18 protein-coding genes and 1 pseudogene are annotated in these 23,639 nt (G+C 44.4%); 12 read left to right on the forward strand and 7 right to left on the reverse strand.

The genetic code is table 11. The annotated features are described in order from the left end of the window. Positions 1-359: T9SS type A sorting domain-containing protein (locus BST99_RS14300; RefSeq protein WP_181044152.1), on the forward strand; the 359-nt coding region annotated here is incomplete at its 5' end. 34 nt (positions 360-393) lie between these two features. Here the strand turns inward: BST99_RS14300 and BST99_RS05185 are convergent. Further along, on the reverse strand, positions 394-1,350 hold the full coding sequence (locus BST99_RS05185; protein WP_105000852.1) for a phosphoribosylaminoimidazolesuccinocarboxamide synthase: 957 nt from the start codon (positions 1,348-1,350) through the stop codon (positions 394-396). A gap of 5 nt (positions 1,351-1,355) precedes the next feature. Next, positions 1,356-2,309, reverse strand: coding sequence for a PhoH family protein (locus BST99_RS05190; protein WP_105000853.1), 954 nt, complete (start codon positions 2,307-2,309; stop codon positions 1,356-1,358). 123 nt (positions 2,310-2,432) lie between these two features. Here BST99_RS05190 and BST99_RS05195 point away from each other — a divergent pair, with 123 nt between their 5' ends. The 6 genes and pseudogenes from BST99_RS05195 (at position 2,433) to mnmE (ending at position 8,590) form a co-directional block, all read left to right on the forward strand. Continuing rightward, complete coding sequence (locus BST99_RS05195) at positions 2,433-3,260, forward strand: SAM hydrolase/SAM-dependent halogenase family protein (protein ID WP_105000854.1); 828 nt, start codon at positions 2,433-2,435, stop codon at positions 3,258-3,260. Further along, positions 3,260-3,547, forward strand: coding sequence for a putative quinol monooxygenase (locus tag BST99_RS05200; protein WP_105000855.1), 288 nt, complete (start codon positions 3,260-3,262; stop codon positions 3,545-3,547). Before BST99_RS05195 ends, BST99_RS05200 begins: the two co-directional genes overlap by 1 nt. An 8-nt stretch (positions 3,548-3,555) precedes the next feature. Further along, positions 3,556-4,284 (forward strand): ABC transporter permease subunit, encoded by a 729-nt coding sequence (locus BST99_RS05205; protein WP_105000856.1) that lies wholly within the window; start codon positions 3,556-3,558, stop codon positions 4,282-4,284. 13 nt (positions 4,285-4,297) lie between these two features. Further along, a pseudogene (gene gldG, locus BST99_RS15150) lies at positions 4,298-5,985 on the forward strand (gliding motility-associated ABC transporter substrate-binding protein GldG). A gap of 76 nt (positions 5,986-6,061) precedes the next feature. Continuing rightward, the gene (gene dnaN, locus BST99_RS05220) at positions 6,062-7,180 is read left to right on the forward strand and encodes a DNA polymerase III subunit beta (RefSeq protein ID WP_105000859.1); all 1,119 of its coding nucleotides are present in this window, start codon (positions 6,062-6,064) and stop codon (positions 7,178-7,180) included. Between the two features lie 33 nt (positions 7,181-7,213). Beyond that, on the forward strand, positions 7,214-8,590 hold the full coding sequence (gene mnmE / locus BST99_RS05225) for a tRNA uridine-5-carboxymethylaminomethyl(34) synthesis GTPase MnmE (protein ID WP_245916188.1): 1,377 nt from the start codon (positions 7,214-7,216) through the stop codon (positions 8,588-8,590). A gap of 18 nt (positions 8,591-8,608) precedes the next feature. Here the strand turns inward: mnmE and BST99_RS05230 are convergent, their stop codons facing one another. After that, on the reverse strand, positions 8,609-8,992 hold the full coding sequence (locus tag BST99_RS05230; protein WP_105000860.1) for a hypothetical protein: 384 nt from the start codon (positions 8,990-8,992) through the stop codon (positions 8,609-8,611). A 118-nt stretch (positions 8,993-9,110) separates the two neighbouring features. Here BST99_RS05230 and BST99_RS05235 point away from each other — a divergent pair, with 118 nt between their 5' ends. The 3 genes from BST99_RS05235 to BST99_RS05245 all read left to right on the forward strand — a co-directional run bounded on the left by BST99_RS05235 (position 9,111) and on the right by BST99_RS05245 (position 12,233). After that, positions 9,111-11,534, forward strand: coding sequence for a penicillin acylase family protein (locus tag BST99_RS05235; RefSeq protein WP_105000861.1), 2,424 nt, complete (start codon positions 9,111-9,113; stop codon positions 11,532-11,534). Beyond that, entirely contained in the window at positions 11,527-11,886 is a 360-nt protein-coding gene (locus BST99_RS05240) for a hypothetical protein (RefSeq protein ID WP_105000862.1), read from the forward strand. The genes BST99_RS05235 and BST99_RS05240 overlap by 8 nt, the downstream gene beginning before the upstream one ends. 89 nt (positions 11,887-11,975) lie before the next feature. Beyond that, on the forward strand, positions 11,976-12,233 hold the full coding sequence (locus BST99_RS05245) for a hypothetical protein (protein ID WP_105000863.1): 258 nt from the start codon (positions 11,976-11,978) through the stop codon (positions 12,231-12,233). Between the two features lie 80 nt (positions 12,234-12,313). On the opposite strand, the gene azu is transcribed toward BST99_RS05245, so the two are convergent. After that, a complete protein-coding gene (gene azu / locus BST99_RS05250) occupies positions 12,314-12,829 on the reverse strand; it encodes an azurin (protein WP_105000864.1) in 516 nt (171 codons plus the stop codon). A gap of 167 nt (positions 12,830-12,996) precedes the next feature. Between azu and BST99_RS05255 the strand changes: the two genes are divergently transcribed. After that, positions 12,997-15,351, forward strand: a complete 2,355-nt coding sequence (locus tag BST99_RS05255) for a TonB-dependent receptor (RefSeq protein WP_105000865.1) — start codon at positions 12,997-12,999, stop codon at positions 15,349-15,351. 692 nt (positions 15,352-16,043) lie between these two features. Here the strand turns inward: BST99_RS05255 and BST99_RS05265 are convergent. Further along, positions 16,044-19,604 carry an immunoglobulin-like domain-containing protein gene (locus BST99_RS05265; RefSeq protein ID WP_181044153.1) on the reverse strand — a complete coding sequence of 1,187 codons (3,561 nt, stop codon included), beginning with the start codon at positions 19,602-19,604 and terminating at the stop codon, positions 16,044-16,046. 83 nt (positions 19,605-19,687) lie between these two features. Continuing rightward, positions 19,688-20,515, reverse strand: a complete 828-nt coding sequence (locus BST99_RS05270; protein WP_105000868.1) for a hypothetical protein — start codon at positions 20,513-20,515, stop codon at positions 19,688-19,690. A gap of 143 nt (positions 20,516-20,658) precedes the next feature. Between BST99_RS05270 and BST99_RS05275 the strand changes: the two genes are divergently transcribed. Then, positions 20,659-21,399: a tyrosine-protein phosphatase gene (locus BST99_RS05275; protein WP_105000869.1), complete on the forward strand. Its 741-nt coding sequence runs from the start codon at positions 20,659-20,661 to the stop codon at positions 21,397-21,399. Between the two features lie 54 nt (positions 21,400-21,453). Here the strand turns inward: BST99_RS05275 and BST99_RS14305 are convergent. Beyond that, positions 21,454-23,639: PKD domain-containing protein (locus tag BST99_RS14305; protein ID WP_181044155.1), on the reverse strand; the 2,186-nt coding region annotated here is incomplete at its 5' end.

A 23,639-nucleotide genomic window follows, 5' to 3' on the forward strand; every position in this document is an offset into this window, starting at 1 on the left:
TCGTCTCTGCTATAAGCCCAGGTGTTGCCACAATTACCGTTACAACCACAGATGGTGCTTTTAAGGATACGGCTGTAATTCAAATAATTTCTAAACCGGACTCTTCAACTACTCTAGCATTTGCACCAAACCCATATCGATTAGGTCAAACATTAATAATAAATGGCTTGCCCCAAGCAGTATTCAATATTTATTTGTTTAATAAAGATGGAAAGCTTATTAGAAAACTTGGGCAAGAATATACAATTGATGGAATATTAGAAATCAATATAGCTAGTACACCCCAGGGATTATATTTCCTATTTTTACTCAGCGACGATTCTTCTTTCGAGAAATCCTTAAAATTATTAATAGAGTAAGCTACAATGGTTTAAAAGCTAATTTTTGATTGTTTTATTGGCTTTGAATCCACTGCTCAACAGCGGTCGCAATATCGGCTGCTAGCGTCTCCTGAACACGGCCTTTTTGGAAGCTGGAACCTGTAATGGCTTCATAGAGCTCGATATAGCGCTGAGAAACGGACTCCACATACTCCTCGGACATTTCTGGAACAGATTGTCCTTCCAGGCCTTGGAATCCATTAGAAATTAACCATTGCCTTACGAACTCCTTGGAAAGCTGCTTCTGCGCTTCCCCTTTCGCTTGTCGCTCTTCGTATCCGTCTGCATAGAAATAACGCGAAGAATCCGGCGTGTGGATTTCGTCAATAAGTACGATCTCCCCATCCGCGGTTTTCCCGAATTCGTATTTAGTATCTACCAGGAGTAGCCCCCTTTTGGCAGCCAATTCCGTACCGCGCACAAACAAAGCCCGGGTGTATTTTTCAAGAACTACATAATCTTCTTCAGAAACAATTCCTCGTGCGAGGATATCTTCTCTGGAAATATCTTCATCGTGTTCGCCCTGCTCTGCCTTGGTCGCCGGTGTAATAATGGGTTCCGGAAAACGGTCATTCTCCTTTAGGCCTTCCGGCATAGGAACTCCACAGAGCATTCTCTTCCCAGCTTTGTATTCACGAGCAGCATGCCCTGCCATATAGGCCCGAATAACCATTTCGACTTTAAAAGGCTCGCAAGCTTTACCAATGGCAACATTCGGGTGCGGTGTGGCCATCAGCCAATTGGGAACCAGGTCCTCCGTCTCGGCCATCATCTTGGTGGCAATTTGATTCAGGATCTGGCCTTTGGAAGGAATTCCCTTGGGCATAACCACATCAAAAGCAGAAATCCGGTCCGTAGCAATCATGACCAGAACATCGTTGGCCAAGGTGTACACCTCTCTAACCTTTCCTCTATAGACGTCTTGCTGTCCTGTAAAATGGAAATCCGTCTGCATTAATGTCTGCTGCATGCTACTTAATTCTGATGTTCAATATTCTTATAAGCATCGATCACCTTCTTCACCAATTTGTGGCGAATGACGTCTTGTTCGTCCAGGTATACGATACCAATTCCTTTGATGTCTTTTAAAACCAATAAAGCCTCTTTTAGCCCTGAGATCACCCGGCGCGGCAGGTCGATTTGCCCGGGATCACCGGTCAATAAAAACTTAGCGTTCTTTCCCATACGGGTAAGAAACATTTTCATTTGGGCATGTGTCGTATTCTGAGCTTCATCCAAAATCACAAAAGCATTGTCCAGGGTTCGACCACGCATAAAGGCCATGGGAGCAATCTGTATCACTCCGGTTTCTATATAATTGGCCAGCTTTTCGGCCGGGATCATATCGCGCAAGGCATCGTAAAGAGGCTGCATATAGGGATCCAGCTTTTCCTTGAGATCACCAGGTAAAAAACCGAGGTTTTCTCCGGCTTCGACCGCGGGTCTGGTCAAAATAATTCGCTTGACTTGTTTTTCTTTCAGGGCTTTTACCGCCATAGCGACCCCGGTATAGGTCTTCCCTGTGCCCGCAGGACCAATGGCGAATACCATATCGTGCTTCTTGATAGTCTCTACCAGGCGGTGTTGATTAACCGTTTGCGCCTTGATATGACGGCCATTAACCCCGTGCAAAAGCACCTCTCCTTCCCCTTGAGAAAGGTTTTGGGAATCCTTCGCGTCACTGGTCAAAATACGCTCAATAGCGTTTTCGTCTAGCTTGTTGTATTTAGCGAAATGCGCTGTTAATAGGTCAAAGCGGCGATCGAATTCTTCCAGCAGTTCTTCGTCACCATACACCTTCACCTTACTTCCGCGTGCTACAATTTTAAGCTTCGGAAAGTACCGCTTTAAAAGTTCAATGGTTTCGTTCTGCAGGCCAAAAAAATCCCGGGCGCTGATCTCGGTCAGTTCAATGATGAGTTCGTTCAAGAAGTCGGGGCGTTAGGAAGTTCATTTTTAAGGGTCTTTATGATGACCCAATTTGCTTAATTTTACATTGTAAACTTAGCCAAAAATCGTCTTTAAACACCAAAAATATATCAACAGCGGGGCATGCATATAATCACCCTCACCACAGACTTTGGATCCAAGGATCATTCGGTAGGGAGCCTCAAGGGAGCGATATACAGCCGCCTGCCTGAAGCCCGCATCGTTGACATCTCGCACCAGGTAACTCCCTTTCATGTGCAGGAGGCTGCTTATATTATCAACAACGCCTATAAAGATTTTCCAAAAGGCAGTATTCACCTCATCGGTGTGGATGCGGAAGCCACCGCGACCAAGCCTCACATTCTTTTTCGCTTGGACGGACACTATTTTGTGACCACCAACAATGGCTTATTGGCCTTGATACAGGGCAACAAGGAGCCCGAACTCTGCTTAGAACTGGCCTTACCCAATAGCCCAAAAGGCAGTTTTCCGGAACGGGATGTATTTGTTCCGGTCGTCTGTCATTTGGCACAAGGAGGAAAACCTGAACTACTGGGACGTCCTTTTCAGGACCTGTTGGATTCCAGGGATTTTGAGCCGCAGCTTTTGGATGATGGCAAAGGCCTGAGAGGACATGTCATCTATATCGATCACTACGGAAATCTGGTCACCAATATTCAAAAAAGCGATTTTGAAGCGCGAAGACAGGGCCGTTCCTTTAAAATCAATGCCAAAACCTACAGCCTCTCGGAATTCTTCGAAAGCTACAGTGACATTTTGAATTCTCAGAAAGAAGGAGAACCCGGCAAGGGTGGAGATCTACTGGCCTTATTCAACAGTTCGGGATACCTGGAATTGGCCCTTTACAAGAGCGATATGGCTTCCGTTGGAGGAGCAGCCAGTCTCTTGGGAATCCACTACCGCGACCCCATAACCATTACCTTTGATTAATGTTGATTCGATTTGTAAAACTCACCATAAAGGCTGACAAAACAGACGAGTTTAAGTCTATTTTTGCTGCTTCACAGCAGAAGATCCAACGTTTTGACGGATGTCAATCGGTGCATTTACTGCAAGAACCCAAAGACCCCCGTATTTTCTTTACGCACAGTATCTGGAAAGACGAGGCCGCTTTGGACGCCTACCGGCACTCGGCCTTTTTTGAGGCCACTTGGAAAAAAACCAAAACCCTGTTTGATGCCCGGGCCGAAGCCTGGAGCTTAACTGAAATACAGTAACACTAACTATGTTGGCAGTCTTTTTAAAAGATGTACGCTCCTTTTTCTCAGGCCTTTTGGGCTTTTTAATTCTGGGAGTCTTTCTTCTGATCAGCAGTCTTTTTTTATGGGTGATTCCCGGGCAGTTCAACATCCTTGACCAGGGCTTTGCTGAAATGTCTTCCTTTTTCCTGTTTGCCCCTTGGATTTATCTCTTACTCATCCCGGCCGTTGCGATGAAATCTCTGGCCGAAGAACGCAAATCCGGGACCCTGGAATTGCTTCTTATTCGTCCAATCAGTTTACCCCAGCTAGTCTTGGGTAAATGGCTCGGCATTCTGTCCATCGGATTTATCGCTTTTTTACCCACCTTATTTTATCTCTTGGGACTGGGCGACTTGGGATTAGAAAAAAACAACTACGACAGCGGAATCGTCTGGGGTGGTTATACCGGATTGCTTTTCCTGTTATGCAGTTATTCCGCTATTGCCTTGTACTGTTCCAGCCTGAATCAAAACCAGGTCGTTGCTTTGCTTCTGGCGGCTTTGGGCTGTTTACTGTTTTACAGCGGTTGGGGAGCCTTAGCTTCTTGGGTTGGAAGTGGCCGTTTCGCAGAAAACCTCGAATGGCTAGGAGCCAAAACGCATTATCAACAAATGGCGAGAGGAGTCATTGACCTAAGAGACCTCCTGTTTTTTGTCTTTGTGACCCTCTTCTTTTTAACCCTGACTTATTTGCGCCTGAAACATGACCGATAAGACCCCTCATACGATGTCCTTAAAAGACCGCCTCCAGAAAAAAGGCTTGGGAGAAACTCTTGCTGCCGTCGTGTTTCTGCTTGTAATTTTTGGGCTTAAAGGAATAAGCACGCGCTTTGACCTGACCGAGGATCAGCGCTACAGTCTTTCCACGGAAGCCCTGGCCACCACCGCCCGAGTTCAAAGTCCCTTGGTGGTGCACCTTTATCTCGGAGGTGAATTGCCTCCCGAATTCGCTCGACTGCGGACCGAAACCCAAATGCTTCTGGAACAGATGGCGAAGCAGAATAAAAAAATACAGGTCAAAATACACAACCCCTGGTCAGAAGAAGAGGACGTGTACAATCGAGCTGAATCCCTGGATCAGCGGGGCATGAAACCAGTTCCCCTTGCCCAGCAAACCGAGGGAGGCTCTGAACGTTCCTTTGTTTTTCCTTGGGCCGAAATCCGCAGTGGAGACCGCAGACTAAATGTGGGCCTGCTCAAAGCAAAACTGGGAGCCAGTCAACAAGAGCGCATCAACCTGTCTGTACAGGAATTGGAGTACAAATTGGTCAATGCCATTTCTAAACTCACATCGAACCAAAGAGCCACTATTGGCATCCTCAAAGGAAACGGTGAGCTGCAGGAAGATGTCCTTTACGATTTTCTAAACACCGTAAAGGATTACTATGGAATTGCTCCCTTTAGTATTGATTCTGCCCAAAGCCGAACAGCTGACGTCATTGCGGCGCTCAACAAGTTCGATATGCTTTTGGTGGCAAAGCCAACCGAACGCTTTAGCGAAGCCGAGAAGTATGTTTTGGACCAATACACCATGAATGGTGGAAAGAGTCTGTGGCTGATTGACCCGGTACAGATCGAATTGGACAGCTTGTTCAATCCTCGTCTGGAATCCGTTGCCTTGCCTGCTGATTTGAACCTGGACGACTTTTTCTTTCGCTATGGAGTCCGCTTGAATGCACGATTGGTCAAAGACCTTTATGCCACTCCTATTGTGCTGGCCAACGGTAGAGGAAACAGTACCCAGTACGACCCTGCCCCCTGGTTTATCATCCGATGATTTTCTCTCGCAATGACCACCCCATCAACAAGAACATCGAAGCCAACCGCATGCAATTTGCAGGCACCCTGGATACCTTGCCCAACAATGCGAAGAAGACGATTCTTTTGCAGTCCTCTCCCCGTTCTTCCACGGAAGGAGCCCCGATGGTGGTTTCTCTAAAGGAAGCGCTTAATCCTCCGAGTCCAGAGAACTTTGAGGAGCATCCGGGATATCCGTTAGCGGTCTTGGTGGAAGGGGAATTGACTTCTGTATACCGCAGAGGGCGACTAGTCGCAGGGACAAAAAAGGTGGCCGACCACAAGGATGAAGGGGTCTCTACCTCCCTCATTGTTATTGCCGATGGTGATATGATCAAGAACCAGTTGGACAAGGGACAGCCCCTGGAGCTGGGCTACGACAAATGGACCAACAGTTTTTACGGAAACAAAGAGTTTTTGCTCAACAGCGTCAATTATTTACTCGGTGATCAAAACCTCTTGAATCTCCGAAATAAAGAAGTTTCTATACCCCTTTTAGATCAAGCCAAAATTGAAGAAGAAGGTGGTTTTTGGAAGAGCATGCACGCCCTCCTCCCTTTACTTGTTCTTGGTGTTGGAGCCCTGCTATTTCACCTCTGGAGAAAAAGGAATTATTAGCAGGACATGTTGATAACTAATGCTTCGCGAAGCGAGGCTTTTCAAATATATTTGCAGACTAGCTAGTATTACGCTCATGAAGTTCATTGTATCAAGTTCCTATTTACAGAAGCAACTCCAAGTACTCGGTGGAGTTATCAATAACAACAACACGCTTCCGATTCTGGATAACTTTCTTTTTGACCTGAAAAAGAACCAGTTAACTGTTTCTGCCAGTGACTTGGAAACCACGATCTCCAGCGTACTGGAGGTAGACTCAACAGATGAGGGCTTAATTGCCCTTCCTGCACGTCTACTTTTGGACACCTTGAAAACTTTTCCTGAGCAACCCCTCACCTTTGTTGTTGAAGACAACAACACCGTTGAGATTTCAGCCAACAACGGAAAATACGCCCTGGCCTATGCCGATGGGCAGGAATTCCCCAAAACGGTTGAGCTCAATGATCCGAGTTCCACCACCCTAATCGGTGATGTTCTGGCCACAGCGATAAATAAAACGATTTTTGCCGCCGGTAACGATGATTTACGTCCGGTGATGAGCGGGGTATTCTTCCAGTTTTCTCCAGAGAACCTCACTTTTGTCGCTACTGATGCGCATAAACTAGTCAAGTACCAGCGCACCGATATTCAGGCTTCAGAAGTGGCGGAATTCATTATGCCAAAGAAACCTTTGAATCTCTTGAAAGGGATTCTTTTGGGCTCCGAATCCGAAGTTAAAATCGAGTACAACGAGAGTAACGCTAAATTCTCTTTCGACAATACAGAACTCGTTTGTCGACTGATCGATGGGAAGTACCCGAACTACGAAGCCGTTATTCCTAAGGAGAATCCGAACCTTCTGAACCTTTCCAGAAGTGAATTCTTGAGTTCCGTTCGCCGTGTATCGATCTTCTCGAACAAAACCACCCACCAAATCCGTCTAAAAATGGCTGGTGCGGAATTGAATATTTCTGCGGAAGACGTGGATTACTCCAACAAGGCAGACGAGCGTTTGAGCTGCGATTACCAGGGAGACGATATGCAAATCGGCTTCAACTCCCGATTCTTGACAGAAATGTTGGGGAACCTGAGCTCTGATGATGTGGCTTTGGCGATGAGCTTGCCTAATCGCGCTGGTATTCTTACCCCTGTTGACGGATTGGACGAAGGAGAGCACATCACTATGCTTGTGATGCCCGTAATGCTCAACGGATAAGGGCACTGCAAAAGATAGGCCTATCTTTGTAGGGTGATTCAGAACATCCAAGATACCATTGTTGCTTTCGCTACTCCTCCTGGAACAGGAGCAATAGCCGTTTTGCGTCTTTCGGGTAAGAAAGCCTGGCAGACCGCAGCCACTTACTTTAAAGCGGTCAGTGGGAAAAACCTCTTGGAACAAGAGAGTCACACCATTCATTTAGGACATATCGTTCGGGATGGACAGACCTTAGATCAGGTTCTGATCAGCCTCTTTAAAGGGCCCCGCTCTTACACTGGTGAAGATGTGGTGGAAATCAATTGCCATGGATCTCAATACATCCAACAAGAAATCCTTCAACTGTTTATTACGGCTGGCTTGCGTCTGGCCTCCCCTGGAGAGTTTACCCTTCGCGCATTTTTAAATGGCAAAATGGCTCTGGATCAGGCCGAAGCCGTAGCAGACCTTATTGCCAGTGATAGCGAGGCTTCCCACCGCATTGCCATGGAACAGATGCGAGGTGGTTTTAGCGCCGATATCAAGCAACTTCGGGAACAACTACTAAATTTCGCCTCTCTCATTGAACTGGAACTGGATTTTTCCGGCGAAGACGTGGAATTCGCGGACCGCGAACAATTACTCGGTCTTTTGGACGCCCTAACTCAACGAATAAAAGGTCTATTGGATTCCTTTGCCATGGGCAACGCCATCAAGGCAGGGATTCCAGTGGCGATTGTCGGGGCTCCCAATGTGGGGAAGTCCACTCTATTAAATGCCCTATTACAAGAAGAGCGAGCCATTGTGAGCAACATTCCCGGAACGACCCGGGATACCATTGAAGACGAACTCATCATCGGAGGCATCCGCTTCCGCTTTATCGATACCGCAGGGATTCGCGAAACAGCTGATTCCATTGAACGGATCGGCATAGAAAAAACCCAAGCCTCCATCGAAAAAGCCCAGCTGGTGCTGTATATGCTTGAGGCTGCGGACCTCAGTAAAGAGCGCTATAATGACATCCAGAAGGACTTCGCAAACCGACCGCTGGTGGTGCTCGCAAACAAAATGGAAACCCTTTCGACCGAAGCCCTGGAAAAGATCAGAACCGAAGCTCCTGAAGCCTTTTTTATTTCTGCAAAAACCCAGCAAGGTATCGAAGAACTGAAATCGGGACTTCTCGAAAAGATGAAATTGGGGGAATTACAGTCGGAGGACAATTTATTGACCAACAGCCGCCACTTCGAAGCTCTTCAAAAAACCTTGGGTGCCATCGATGAAGTCAAAACCGCCGTCCACGAGGAACTACCTGGAGATCTGCTAGCCATTGACTTACGGCAGGCCTTGCACCACCTAGGAGAGATTACCGGGAGCGTCACCACAGACGATTTATTGGGGAATATCTTTTCGAATTTCTGTATTGGGAAGTAAACTAGGTGCTAGTAGATCTCAATGATATTTACTAAACTTCCCTATCCATCCATGTTCCCCTGGCAATTCACCAATCAGGTGACCACTCAACTCTGCTAGATCATAAACCGCATCCTTAATGCTTATGGATAAGGTAAGCTCTTCGTTTTCTTCTACGATTCTTAAGAAATCAAAAAGGGTTGAACTGATCACTTCTGGCATAAAATTTTCTACCAACTCTTTCCCTTCCTTGTTCAACTTATCAAACTGCTCACAATAAGGTTTCAAAAGCGGAATCTTTCTCGATTCACCTGAGATTACCTCTTTCACACCAGAACGGCTATGGTCGTAGGCTTCACGAATCAAAAGCTGACCAAATTGATCCAGAATTTTCCTTTTTTCTTCAAATTCCAAGTTCGGCATAGCTATTGGGTTAATGGGTTTCCTACAAATCTAATCGATTAGAAAAGGCTTAACACCTTTATCCCCATCTCCTCCATGGATTATTGGTATTTTTAGAGACCATTAACCACATCACCTCATGAAATACGCAAAACTGCTCTTGTCCCTCCTTGGTACGCTGGGGATTTTCTTTCTTTTAAACACAAAAATTGGTGCCCTTCCTCCCCTCGGTAAGTTCCTCAGCCCTGCTTCAGGGATCTGGCAGAACGAGACCGATGAATCGATTTCGGGTGAGGTCATGATCCCTGGCCTTCAGGAGGAAGTGGTTGTGCATTATGACGCACAGCTGATTCCCCATGTTTTTGCACAAAACGACCATGACTTGTACAAGGCTCAAGGTTACTTGACGGCAAAGCACCGCTTGTGGCAAATTGAATTTCAAACCTACGCCGCTTCTGGACGATTGTCGGAGATTTTTGGGGAAGGAGCTTTGGAATACGACCGTACAGAGCGCCGTCGCGGAATGGGCTATGGAGCCGATCAGGCCATGGCTTATATGGAAAAGTACGACCAGGAAACCCTGGCCTTTGTTCAGGACTACGCAGACGGAGTCAATGCCTACATCAACCAACTGGAACCGGAAGACTATCCGGTTGAATACAAGCTGCTGGATTACAAACCGGAAGCCTGGACAGCGAAGAAGACGGCCCTTCTTCTCATGTACATGACCAAGATGTTGGCTGGTGGAGATGATGATTTAGAATACACCAATACCCTGCGCCTTATAGGCAAAGAGAATTTTGACCTGCTCTTTCCTGACTTTTTTGATGTGAACGATCCGGTGATTCCCAAAGAAACCGATTGGAGTTTTATTGACGTCCCTCAAACCCCTTCCCCTGGCAGCGAAGCAGTTCTTGACACCATTAAAGAAACCATCAGCAAGCCTAATCCGGACAACGGGAGTAACAACTGGGCCGTTTCTGGAGCTAAATCGAGCACAGGCAATCCTATACTGGCGAATGATCCGCATTTGGGTCTCAATCTCCCTTCCATTTGGTTTGTCATGCAATTGAGCACCCCTGAATACAATGCCTTTGGCGCTACTATTCCTGGGGCCTTGGGGGTTATTTCTGGTTTCAATCAGCACATTTCTTGGGGCGAAACCAATGCCACCCGTGACGTGATTGACTGGTACAAAATCGAATTCAATCAAGACCGTACACAATACCAATACGACGGCTCCTGGAAGGACGTAAAGGTCCGGGTTGAAGAAATCAAAATCAAAAACCAAGCCGCCTATATTGATTCGGTCTTGTATACCCACCACGGACCGGTCGTTTACGACAAGAATTTTAAATCCGACAGTGAGTGGTCCGGTTACGCCATGAAGTGGGTGGGCCACGAAGGCGGAAACAACCAAAAGACCTTCTTGCAATTAAATCGGGCAAAGAACTACGAGGACTATACTGCCGCTTTGCAATATTGGAATGCCCCTGCTCAAAACTTTGTGTTTGCATCCACAGAAGGAGATATCGCCCTGTGGATTCAAGGTAAATTCCCCAACAAATGGGAAGGACAGGGTAAATTCTTAATGGACGGCAGTAAACCGGAGAATGATTGGCAATCCTACATTCCACAGGCCTACAACGCCCACACCAAAAATCCAGAACGCGGTTTTGTCAGTTCAGCCAATCAACATCCTGTCGACGAGGCCTACCCCTACTACGTCTTTAACGACGGCTATGAAACCTACCGCAACCGGGTAATCAACGACTTTTTTAATTCCAAGGAGGAATTCAGCATTCAGGATTTTAAAGATTTGCACAACAACAACGACAACCTCAAAGCGGCAGAATTGGTTCCCTATATGCTAGAGACCATGGACGCCTCTGGCCTCACCGCGGATGAAAAGGTGATTTACGAAGAGATGAAAGCCTGGAAATTCAACAACGACATAGACGAAGTTGGTCCTAGCATTTGGCGTCAGTGGTACGGAAAACTCTATGGCCTGGTCTGGGATGAATTCGATTCCGAAGAGACGGCCTTGGCCTCCCCATACACCTATCAAACCATTTACCTTTTGAAAAACCAGGGAGACCATAAATTCATGGATATAGTCGAAACGGAAGATAAAACCGAAACCGCTCAGGATCTATTCTTACTGGCTTTCAAAGAAGCAGCGGCACGCTTAAAGGAGATCAAGGAAGAAGAGGGAAGCTATACCTGGGCCAACTACAAAGGTACTTATGCAGGCCACCTGCTTCAGGGTCTGCCAGCCTTCTCGAGATTCGATATTCCTATTGGTGGTGACCGTAATATCGTGAATGCCACCTCCGAAAATCACGGACCTTCCTGGAGAATGATTGTCGAGATGAGCTCCCCTCCTACTGCCCTGGGTATCTACCCCGGTGGACAATCCGGGAACCCTGGAAGTAAATACTACGACGACTTTATCGATGACTGGGCGGCGGGCGAATACCACAGCCTGAACTTTCTGCAGTCCAGTGAAAAGACCGACAAAGTCATTGAAACACAAACCTTAAAACCAGCCCGTGATGAATAATAAAATACTCAACTTTATAGCGACCATTGTTTTCACCTTCCTTTTTGGGCTTTTCCTACCCTGGTGGTCTATTATGGTAGCTGCCTTCTTAAGCGCCCTCTTACTACCCCTCGAAAAGTGGAGTTCCTTCCTGGTTCCCTTTTCAGCCATCTTTTTTTACTGGGGAATACAGGCCTTTGTGATCAGCAGCCGCAATGACTTTATTTTGGCCGGAAAGATCTCGGAACTCCTGCAGCTGGGGGGCAGCCCGGATGTACTCATCTTTGTTACAGGAGTCATTGGGGGATTAGCTGCTGGTATTGCCGCCATTCTTGGGAGAGAGACCAAAGTACTTTTGCTGAGCAAGACTTAATATCGTTTCTAAATTCTAAGCATAAAAAAGGCCAGATCAATATCTGGCCTTTTCCATTTTTTGCAAGAGGCTAAAGAATAAAGCAGCTCTTGCTGCAAGGAATACAGCAGGAGGTCGTCAAGGTTATTTTTGAATCCGATCCCAAGCCCAAAGACATCTATCAGCTCTACACCAATATAGCGTCTGGACTAATCGATCATTTCTTATTCACCGTGGCAGAATTCAATGTTGTGGAAACTCCCCTACTGATGAAAGTGGAATACGAAGTGGTAGCCGGACTTCAAATCTCTTCTGAGCGCAAATACAAACGCTCAAGCTGGGAACCTGAAACCGCTGATGGACCCTGAATCCAAGTCAATTGGACTGATATACGTTTTGATAATGGGCTCAGGCCGAAAGACTTTAACTTCGGAGCTTAAACAGATTGCTACTCAACAACTAGGGTACCGCGCATCACCGCATAGTGCCCTGGGAAACTACAGATAAAATCGTAGGTACCTGGAGCTGGAGCGTCAAAAGTGATGGTATCCGATTCACCACCACCCAACATTTTGGTGTGGGCAATGACGGCATCGCTATCGGCAGGGATGTAATCGTTATCTCGTGCAGAGGCTGCGGCTCCGGCAAACTCGGCTACGTTTGTTCCTTGTTTCAAGAGAACAAAATTATGCCCCATAGAAATCTTTTGCATTACACCCGTATGGCGCAGAGTTAGAGTGACGGGCTTCCCTGCTTCAACCCGTAGTTCGTTCTTATCAAAAAGCATTTGGTCATTTCCGGCCAAAGCAACGGTATTCGTATTGGCGGCTACCTCCTTCTTGTCATCGGAATTCGCTCTTTGTACTTGGAATCCTTCGTCCTTCTTCCCTTCATCTTTCTTTCCGCCACAAGCGATCACGAATGAGGAAAGAATGGCGATTGATAAAAACTGAATTTTTTTCATGATGTAATTTATTGAACACTAAAAATAACTATTGCTGCTTAAATGATGATAAGAAGACAGGACATTTCCTTACGAAAACGTTAGAGAAATCAAGAAATCTAAAAATACACTAAGGGCTAAAGTAAATTATTTTTTAGCTTTATCTAAATTTTTGAAAAACCACCCCTATGGTGTCCCGAATTCTACTTGTCCTGGCATTCATTTTTGGTAGCTATTTATCAGCCCAAGAATCCCATACCTACCGAGGTCAAATATCTTACAAAGACCAAGGGATTCCCTTTGCTCAGGTTTACCTACAAGGCAGTTCCAAGGGTAGCGTAGCCAGCGAAGAGGGTGAGTTTAGCCTAACGGCTCCCGAGGGAATCTACACCCTCATTGCCAGTGCCCAGGGCTACCAGCGCTTCCAACAAGAGATCAGCCTTAGAAAAGGGATGCCTCTTCTTCAAATAGAACTCATTCCTGATGCTCTTGGGTTAGACGAAGTGGTGGTGAGCGCCTCGAGAAATCGAATTGAAAAACGGAGCACACCCGTGGTGGTTTCGACCTTAAAAGCCAATTTATTCGAGGCTGTACAATCGACCAATCTGTCAGACGTTTTGGGTTTTGCCCCCGGCGTACGCGTAGAGACAAACTGCCAAAACTGTGGTTTCACACAAGTAAGATTGAACGGATTGGAAGGTCCCTACACCCAAATACTCGTCAACAACAAACCGGTCTTTACCTCCTTGATTTCGGTCTATGGGCTAGAACAAATCCCGACCAATACCATCGAAAGAGTTGAAATTGTACGGAGTGGAGGGTCTGCACTCTACGGCTCTAATGCCATCGCCGGAACCATCAACATCATCACCAAAGATCCCATTCAAGACCGTTGGGAAATCAGCTCCAACCTGGGTATCATCAATGGATCTACTTTGGATCGCCAATTAAACATCAATACGGCCCTGGTGGCAGACAACCTAAAAAGTGGTATCTCTCTCTTTGGAGCTTACCGAAACCGAGATGAATTTGATGCCAACGGAGATGGCTTTACAGAGCTCGTTCGCCTGACCAACAATACCTTTGGAACCAAATTCTTTGTGCGCCCCTCAGACTATTTAAAACTCACTGTCGACGCCACCGCAATCAAAGAAAACCGCCGTGGTGGGGATCGTTTGAATCTGCCCCCTCAATTCACAGACATCACGGAACAACTCGACCACACTACGTTCTTTGGGGGCGTTCAGGCCGAAATTCACAACAAAGCGTACACGCAAAAAATAGACCTCTACAGCTCGGCCTCCTATACGGATCGGGATAGTTACTACGGTGGCCTCGGAGGAGGGCGCACCCAGCAAGACAGCATTACGGCTAATAACGCCTTTGGCACCACACAGGATTTAGCTTGGATTAGCGGTATTCAATTCACACAAAAGATTGCCGCAAAAGACCAGCTGACCACAGGAATAGAATATTCTGTCAACCGCACAGAAGATGGCATTCCCGGATACAATCGCCTAATCGATCAAACCGTCCAGTCCCTTGGTTTATATGCCCAATACGAGTGGAAGTTATCTCCTGCTTTTGATGTACTCAGCGGTTTCCGTTTGGATCGCATCGCCGTGGATGGCCTGTATACCCTTGGCGATCTGAATCGATCTATTGATAACCCTTTGTGGGCCCTATCCCCTCGCCTAACCCTTTCTTATCAGGTCAATGAGCAATTCAAGCTTAGAGGAGGCTATGCCCGAGGATTTAGAGCCCCACAAGCGTTTAATGAAGACATTCACATCAGCAGTGTGGGTGGGGAACCCCAGTTCGTCCTCCTCTCCGAAAACCTGCGAACAGAGTACTCGGATGCCTTTACTGCCTCGATGAATTTTACGTCTGTACAAAACCTGCGCCAATGGGATGTACTTTTGGAGGGTTTTCTGACCCGACTTTCGGACCCTTTTACCACCGTGAGTACAGGTGCGGTCTTGGCCAATGGCTCCATATTGGAAGAAGTCCGCAATGGACAGGGCGCACAGGTATACGGAACTAATTTTGAACTGGGTTTCTCGCCGAATCCGGATTGGATTTTTCAATTGGGAGGCACTCTACAGACTTCTCAGTACGACGAGCCTCAGGCCTTGTACGAACCAGAAGAAGGAGCCTCTGATCCTGCGGTATTAATCGGTGAATTTGTTCGAATTCCAAAACTCTACGGCTTTATCAATACCACCTGGCAGCCTTCTGAGTTCTTCACTGCCGATATCAGTGGGCAATACACCGGTCCTATGACGATTCCTCGGGTAATTAACGCCGATGGAGCCCTTGCCCTCAACCGAAGCCCGGCCTTTTTTGATGTGAATCTTAAACTGGAAACCCACTTTGATATTCAGGAGGATTTTATGATCACCTTGAGTACTGGGGTCAAAAACCTATTCAACAGTTACCAGGACGATTTTGAAGTAGGTCCTTTGCGCGACTCGGATTACATCTATGGTCCGGCACTTCCTCGAATGATCTTTTTTGGAATCAAGCTTGGGAAAGTTAAATAAGTTACGCCGCAATTTATCCCCTATTAGTCTTACCTCTCCTTGTAATACTCCCTAAAAACTAGACTATATGTTTAGTTAAAAATCGAAAGATTACATTTATCCAAAAAATGTGAAAGGAAAACTCAAAAAATACAGTGATGATTTTTGATTTGTCTGACCACATGAAATGAGAATGACCTGGGTACTCCTAGCAAATTTTATGGAGGACAGGTGAACTGAAGAAGGTCCAAAAGAATCTGATAACACAGCCTTAGGCAATGTCCTATTCATCTCCGAAGACCTCCACCCCAATTATCCTGGTAACAGCAATTTTGTCACAAAATTCTATGAATTCAATTTTTCTGGCTAAGCAGCAGGCGAAGTAACTTTGGTTCAATTTACCATGTTGGATCTGGACGCTCCTGGAGCTAATGATCTTTTTACAGTAGTTAAACTTTATGATGTCAAAAGATGCAATCCTACTAGAAAAAGTCGTTACATTTGGCTTGGATAATGTAAATCTGGAAAATACGAACGGTGTAGTAAGGATGGTTCTTGAGCTGTACAATTCTGGAGCTGTAGAGGATATCCTATTTGAGTGTGAAGTCAAAGATGGAATAAAATGTCGAAAGAGAAGCACAAAAAGGAAGACGAGGCCACTAGTGGAAATGGTGGTAAAAATAAAAAAGAGCTCATAGATAGGGCTCTTTTTTTTACATTTTAATCAGTTTACTGTAAGAATCTCCATAATTGAGTGAGATGGTAGTAACCAAGTATATCCCCCTTGATAAGCTTTCCGTTGTTAACAAAACGGAAAAATCATCAAGCTTGACAAAATTCTCTTTGACAATACTGAACACTTTTCTTCCAGACAAAGAATAGACATTAATAAGATCCACTTCATCCACAACAAATGGGAAACGAAGTTGAACATTACTAATTGCTGGATTAGGTGCTAATGCAATATCATAACCAATATCGTCTTCATTATTATTGTTTCCTGAATCACCGCCGTCCTCGTTGGGATCCATTTCAAGGATTTCAAATTGCATTAACTCATTAAAAACCTCACCATTTTCGTACTCAATAAGCATATTCAAGGAATAATTTCCCAGAGGAAATTCTCTCCCAAAAACAACTCCGCCAGTATCTCCAAATAATGACCAAGGAAATAGTCGCTGTCTTTGCTGATGATTCAATGGCCCTTCTAATCTAAAATCGACCGATGCTATTTCATCATTTCGATCAAAGTCCGCTAAAATTCCAAATTCTTTTCCTTCCACCAGGTATGACGGTAAAACAGAATTATTAGCAAGGGTGGTAATAAGTTCTTGAGATTCAAATCCAATAACAGTAATTGAATAGGGAAAATCAGCATTTTGATAGACTGAAATTTCTGCCTCTGCTTCGAATCCTTGATCAACCGAAATTACCCGAATGGTTACATTTCCCGGAGAAATACAGGTAATCAGACCCGTATTATCGACCTGAACAATGTTAGAGTTCGAGGTTCGCCAAATTACATCTCTATTCGAAGCATTGCTCGGTTGAACATCAGCAATCAATTGAAAAGCATCCCCAACATTTAGGTTTAAGAAAGAAGGAGTAACAGTTATACCACGCGCTTCTATATTATCATCACCGTTTTGCCCATCATTTGGATCGGATACCCCTACCTGATCAAAGGCACCTTCAATATTGGTGTAATAGATCATCCCAAGGAATGTATTCCACGCACCATTTAAACCATAAGGATAACCGCCTGTTGAACCCGTGGTTAATCCGCTCTGGGTATAGCCATATGAAGCATCATTAATTACTGCTGCACTGACTTCCTCGTCGTTATAGTAAAGATCCAGAATAGACGCGAGAGGCCTGTGATTCATATCAGATCCACGATCCATCAATTCTCCGTTTGTGAAGTTCACTAGCGTACCAGCCGCGTTTACGGTAGTCCCCTCATATACCCGAGGAGGTTGATGTCCTTGTCCCCCATTCATACGGGAGTAATCAAAAAAGTTCTTTACAATGGATATTAATGATTTTATTCCTCCTGCCGTATCTGTTCCTCCGAATCCATTTAAAGTTGAAAAACTTGAAAAACCTTCTGAGGTGGAATACTCAAAGTATTCATCTCCATTAGTTGCTCCAGCCAAGTCATTAATCTCTGCTACTTTATGACTCAGAGCCATTTTCATGACCGCTGTCAAATTAATACCAGTGTATCCTAATCCTTGTTGCTGATTCGAAATATTAGCTCGCACCATTTCGGCAGAGGTACCATCACTATAGTGGTTGAATCTTAGAAGCATTTTAAACCACTCAAAAGACATCTGCTTGGCTTCAGAATCATTAAAATACAAGCCTCCTAAATGAACAAAATCAGCGATATGGGCACGAACATTGTTTAGACCTGCCTGTTGTGCCGTATTGGCTATGCGTCCATTAATCGGATTGGTTCGAAGCTGATTAGGGTCTATAGGGTTGCTAACCCAATCTGTTAAACGATAATCTCCGTTTATCCAGTTTGGACCAAAAATAGTGCTATTCACAAAATCATGCTGTTGCTTGAAAAAAAAATGCCAATTTCTAAACCAATTCTCAATTTCAGTCTTTTCTGAATTCGAGAGATTAGATATGCCCTCTACCAAATAGTATGAATCAATAAGTTTACAAAGACGTAAGGCTATAAACATGTAAGGGGAAGTAAAGATTCCCTCAGAATCTAAACCGGCAGGTTGATTCTGTGATCGAGCGTATGCCAAAATCTTATTGGCTACCTTATTCGAAAGTATCGAAGCCTGCTGGGAAGACTCAGGAAACTGTCGGAGAATAAATGCATGCAGGGCAGCAAAATGAATTTCGTCCCTCACTCCAAATTGTGGTGTTGGTGCCGAATCGTTCGTCAAAACTCCATTGATGGCAGTAAAATTATCCCATTCATTGATATCAGGATTTTGATTGAAATCATTTGATTTTTCAATCATCAGAGCAAAGTCATCATTAAAAGCGTTCGCCTTCGGAGAAGTCCAACCTGATTCGAAGCGACGTTTGATAGAATCAATCATGACCGGAGTGAACATGGCCTGATTTCCTAAATAAACACTCAGTCCACCATTATCTTCGCCACCACCATCATCTCCGCCTCCATTATCACTGGATGTATCAATAGTAACCGTTCTAGAAACTTCGTTAGCGGTATTTCCGTCTGAATCAGTAACATTATATCTGAGGGTATATTCTCCTTCTTGCGAGGTGTCCACGCTTCCTGAAACCTCTATCTGAGAAGAAATATTACCATCCTCTGGATCAAAAGCTGAAGCGCCTGGGTCCTCAAAATTATCACCTATTTCTAATTGAATTGCAGGGCTACCGTACAAACTAATTACAGGAATACCGTTAGAAGAACCATCTGAATAAATGAAGTTTTCACGTGCGTCATTGTTCGCCGCTGTACTGTTATTCCAGATGTTGTTGTGAAATTGAGTGTTACTATTCAATGTAGCATCCTCTTGTTCTCTAAGTCCGCTATCCCAATTGTTAAAAACATTATTCCGAAAAATATTATTCGAATTGGGCCTTTCAATCAAAATCAGCGGATCATTATCCTCTGGAACTCCATTTACTACATTGTTCTCAAATAGATTGTTTTTGGCCAAAGTACTGCCTGACCAGGGGTGAAACCAAACGAAATTCGTTTCCATAGCACGCCCATTTCGCCGGATATCATTCACAGCATTAAGTGTAACTCCAAAAATTGTATTGAATTGGCCAGCCGAAGCCTCGCTAGTATGTGTTGGGATCTTTCCGTCATTAGAATCTTGAAAGGCAAAAGAGTTCATTACTACCCCACCTTCTACTAAATTGTGTTCTGCATCTTCAATAAATATTACACCGCCGCCAGGATAGTTCAATTGGGTACCTTGTATGTAACCCCCAAAATAAGGTTGAGTGATTACCTTTGTATCCTTAACAATACAGCCATAAGATCCATCAAAATGAACGTTGGTTCCATATACGTAGCAGTCTTCAGCCATTGACCGGTCGGCATACTCTGACTTATTACCTCCTTGGTTAAAACAAATTCCGTGTCCGGAATGATCGGAACCGACATTACGTATAGCACGGGCCCTTAAAAATTTTGTATGACTTCCGAAGGTATAGAAGTAGTAATCCAAAGGGTTACCATTGTCAATCTGAGAATATACTTCGGTGTCTTTGATTAAATTAAAATCTCCGCGACCTGCATTCATCCCACGCAAGCCTGCCTCCATTATGTAACAGTTTTTTATTACCATATGGAAACATCCATTATGAGATTGGTTTCCGCGATCAGAAAGGGCTATTCCTTCTCCTCTTAAATCAAGATTACCTGCACCTCCTTGGCCCTCTTGTTCATCAAAGTAGCATTGTAGCTAACACGAATATTCTCGACCAACCAATTTTCACAATCTCTTAATTTCAATCCGGTCATATAAAACTGGATCTGGATATTTTTGAAGACTATTCCATCCACATTTTCGGCCTCAATAAAATGTCCGTTATCTAAATAATCCGGTGCTAGGGCCTGACTACCGCGAAAAGTAGGCATCAAATTGGCATTCCACAATCGATGTCCTTGCGAATTAACGTTTAGCTGCGCAATCTCAGAGGGTAGATTCGCGGTACGTTCGTTACTATCTTCATCAGAGTTGAAACCTGAAAATTTCTCTGAAACTATATCGTCTGGAGAGTTACGATAACCGATGAAAGCAACCGGATTACCTGATGGATAAGCCTTATTCTCCCAGTGGTACTTTTTGTTCCCATAATCTCCGGCTTTAATATAGTACAAATCACCAGCTTGCCAGTTGGAGGGATTAAAGGCAGCTTCCAAACTCATAGGATTATTTATACTGGTACCTGAGGAATTTCCATTTGGCGAGACATAGAAAACTCTATTCGCATTTTGAGGCGTCCACGCTTCAAGGACCTCATTACCAGCCTGCTGCGTATTTGTCCTGGTTTGGTTTAAAATTGCCTGATTGGCTCCTTGCCCTTGTAGTTTGCAGAAAAAGCAAAGAAACAAGAAAGTCAAATAGAAGATAGATTTAAGGTTTGGTATCATTGACTTCATAGGAAATTTCTCTTTTAACTTATCAAGTAAAAATTGGGCGCTAATATTTATAACTACATAAATACGCACATCATGCCCGATTGGACGTGCAGTTCATCGAATAAAATGTTAAAATTGTTATAATAGGGAATCACAATACTGATTTCAGCAGCGCGTTTAGGGCGAATACACAAAAAAAGCGAAATTTGAATCTTGTTAAAGCGAATAAGTCCATGTTTATATTCAAGCGTAAGAAATTTATAGGGGATAGCATAAAAGGTATGTTAGACATACATAATCATGTTCTGCCAGGGATCGATGATGGAGCTCAAACTGTGAAAGATTCACTGGCAATATTGAATGGCTTTATAGAACTTGGCATTGATAAAATGATTTGCACTCCTCATATCAAAATGGACCAATTTCCCAATACTCCTGATTCGATTAATAGATCCTATAAAATCTTAATGGACGAAATGGTCAAGAATTCTATCCAAGATCTGCATCTAAATATTGCCGCGGAACATATGCTTGATCAACACTTCGAACAGTTACTGTTGAACGATCAATTCTTAACCTTACCTGGTGGGTATCTTTTAGTTGAAACTTCTTTCCGAGGTCTTCCACTTTCTTTTGCGGAATCACTTAGTAAGATACAAGACAAAGGTTTTTACCCCGTTTTAGCTCATCCAGAACGTTATTTTTATTTTCAAGGTAATCTGTCGAAACTCAGAGGCGTCAAAAATCAGGGAGTATTTCTGCAAGTCAATCTGCTTTCCTTAGTCGGCTATTACGGCAAAGACATCAAAAAACAAGCCTTAAAATTAATTTCAAATGGCCTAATCGATTTTATAGGAACAGATGTTCACAACACCTATCAACTTGAATTGATTAAGAATTCCACAGCTTCAAAAGAATTAGGGAAGTCCATTAAAAAACTATCAGAAAATAACTATCAACATTTCATCATATAAAAACCCAGGCCTTTGGTTGGCCTGGGTTTAATCAGCTGTATTCGTCTCGGTCCTTTAATTATTCTTCAACAATACACGAGTGGCTGCTTTAAATCCATCCAATGTACTAACAGATATGTAATAAATTCCATCTCGAAGAGCATTCATAGGAACACTATAATTTCCATTCTCAAAGATCTCTTGTGGCAAGTAAGTTGATATTAATCTTCCACTTGAATCGTGCACGTAAATCCTATCTACCACAGAACCTTGTGGAATGTTTTGCACCGCTACTTGCGTTACATTTTGTGTCGGATTATTGATTACTATCAATTGCATCGTATTATTCGCTCCACTCGGGGAATTATCCGAAACTGTAATGGTCAATGTCGTCGAGTCAGATAGCCCCTCAGCATCTTCTACACGTAAAACGACTTGAAAAGTGCCCGAAAAGTTAAAGACATGTGACGGATTCGGTTCTATGGAGGTAACACCATCATCAAAATCCCAGAAATAAGATACAATTCCCTTATCATCCGTTGAAGCAGAACCTACAAATTGTACCAGTAATGGAGCCTCTCCAGTAGTCAGGTTCGAGGAAGCGATTGCCTCAGGAGCCTGATTTTCTGATTGGGCAGTAATCTGCACAATTGCTGTATCACTCAATCCTTCGGCATCTTGAACCGTTAAGGCTACGTTGTACACTCCTACCTCAGTGAAGGTATGAGTAGGATTGGCCTCATCGCTTGTTGATCCATCATCAAAATCCCAGAAATAAGATACAATTCCTTCATCATCAACAGATCCAGAGCTGTCAAAACTCACCTCAAGAGGTGCCAAACCTGAGAGTGGAGTTGCAGTCGCCATGGCAGATGGGGCCATATTATCACTATTGACCGTAATGGTTACCATTGCCGAATCGGTTAGCCCCTCCTCGTCCGTGACAACCAAGACCACGTCATATACACCTGGTGTTACAAAGGTGTACGTTGGATTCGGCTGAGTAGAAGTTCCTCCATCCTGGAAATCCCAAGCGTAAGAAACAATTCCGTTATCGTCTGAGGAACCTGTTGAATCAAAGCTCACTTCAAGCGGGGCAAACCCACTGATTGGATCTGCACTAGCAACAGCGACCGGCGCCTCATTCGTGGCTGGTTCCGTTACTTGAATCTGTACCGTAGCAGTATCCGAGAGCCCTTCCTCATCAGTAACCGTCAAAGTCACGTCGAAGGTCCCTACACCGGTAAAGGTGTGAGTTGGATTCGCCATATCCGATGTTGACCCGTCTTTGAAGTCCCAGAAATAGGTAGAAATACCTTTGTCATCCGTCGATCCAGCACCGTTGAACACTACTTCCAAAGGAGCTTCTCCGTTAAGAGGTGTACCACTGGCCACCGCAACAGGAGCTTCATTATCCGGCCCTTCTTCCACAGTAATGGTAATGCTCGCTGAATCCGTTAACCCTTCTGCATCTTCAACAGTTAGAATCGCATTGTACACTCCGGCTACGGTATATACATGAGTTGGATTAATCTCTGTTGAATTATTCCCGTCACCAAAGGCCCAAGAATAAGAAACCACACCTGCATCATCCGTTGAATTGGCTCCAGTAAAAGTTACCGATAATGGAGCTTCACCTGAAGTTACTGAGGCACCTACAACGGCCACAGGAGGCTGGTTAGCATTTGGATCTGTTACTGTAATTGTTACTTGTGCTGAATCAGTGATTCCTTTCGTATCAGTTACAGTTAATTCTACAACATAAACACCAGCAATATCGAACGACTTGACAGGATTGATCTCATCGGAAGTTGTTCCGTCATCAAAATCCCAGAAGTAAGAGACAATACCCGTATCATCGCTTGAGGTTGATCCATCAAAAATGACAGGTAGCGGCGCATCACCTTCCGTAGGATTAGCAATTATTCGAGCCACCGGTGGTGTGTTATTGTCTACCAGAACAGTGATATCAATGGTCGTAGTTGAACTAAGACCTCCACCATCTGTAACGGTTATGCTTACCGTATAATTACCATCATTAACAAAGGTATAAGCTGGGTCAGCCTCAGTAGACATATCACCGGTTCCGAAATCCCAGAAATAACTCACGATATCATTGTTGTCATCCGTAGAGCCACTACCTGTGAAGTTAACCAACAGGGGAGCATCTCCTTCTGTTACGTCAGCCGTAGCGATAGCAACTGGCGCTCCATTGACAGTAATTTCAATAGTCGTTGTTGAACTCAATCCACCACCATCAG

This window comes from Aureicoccus marinus (genome assembly GCF_002954325.1).
Classification (GTDB): domain Bacteria; phylum Bacteroidota; class Bacteroidia; order Flavobacteriales; family Flavobacteriaceae; genus Aureicoccus; species Aureicoccus marinus.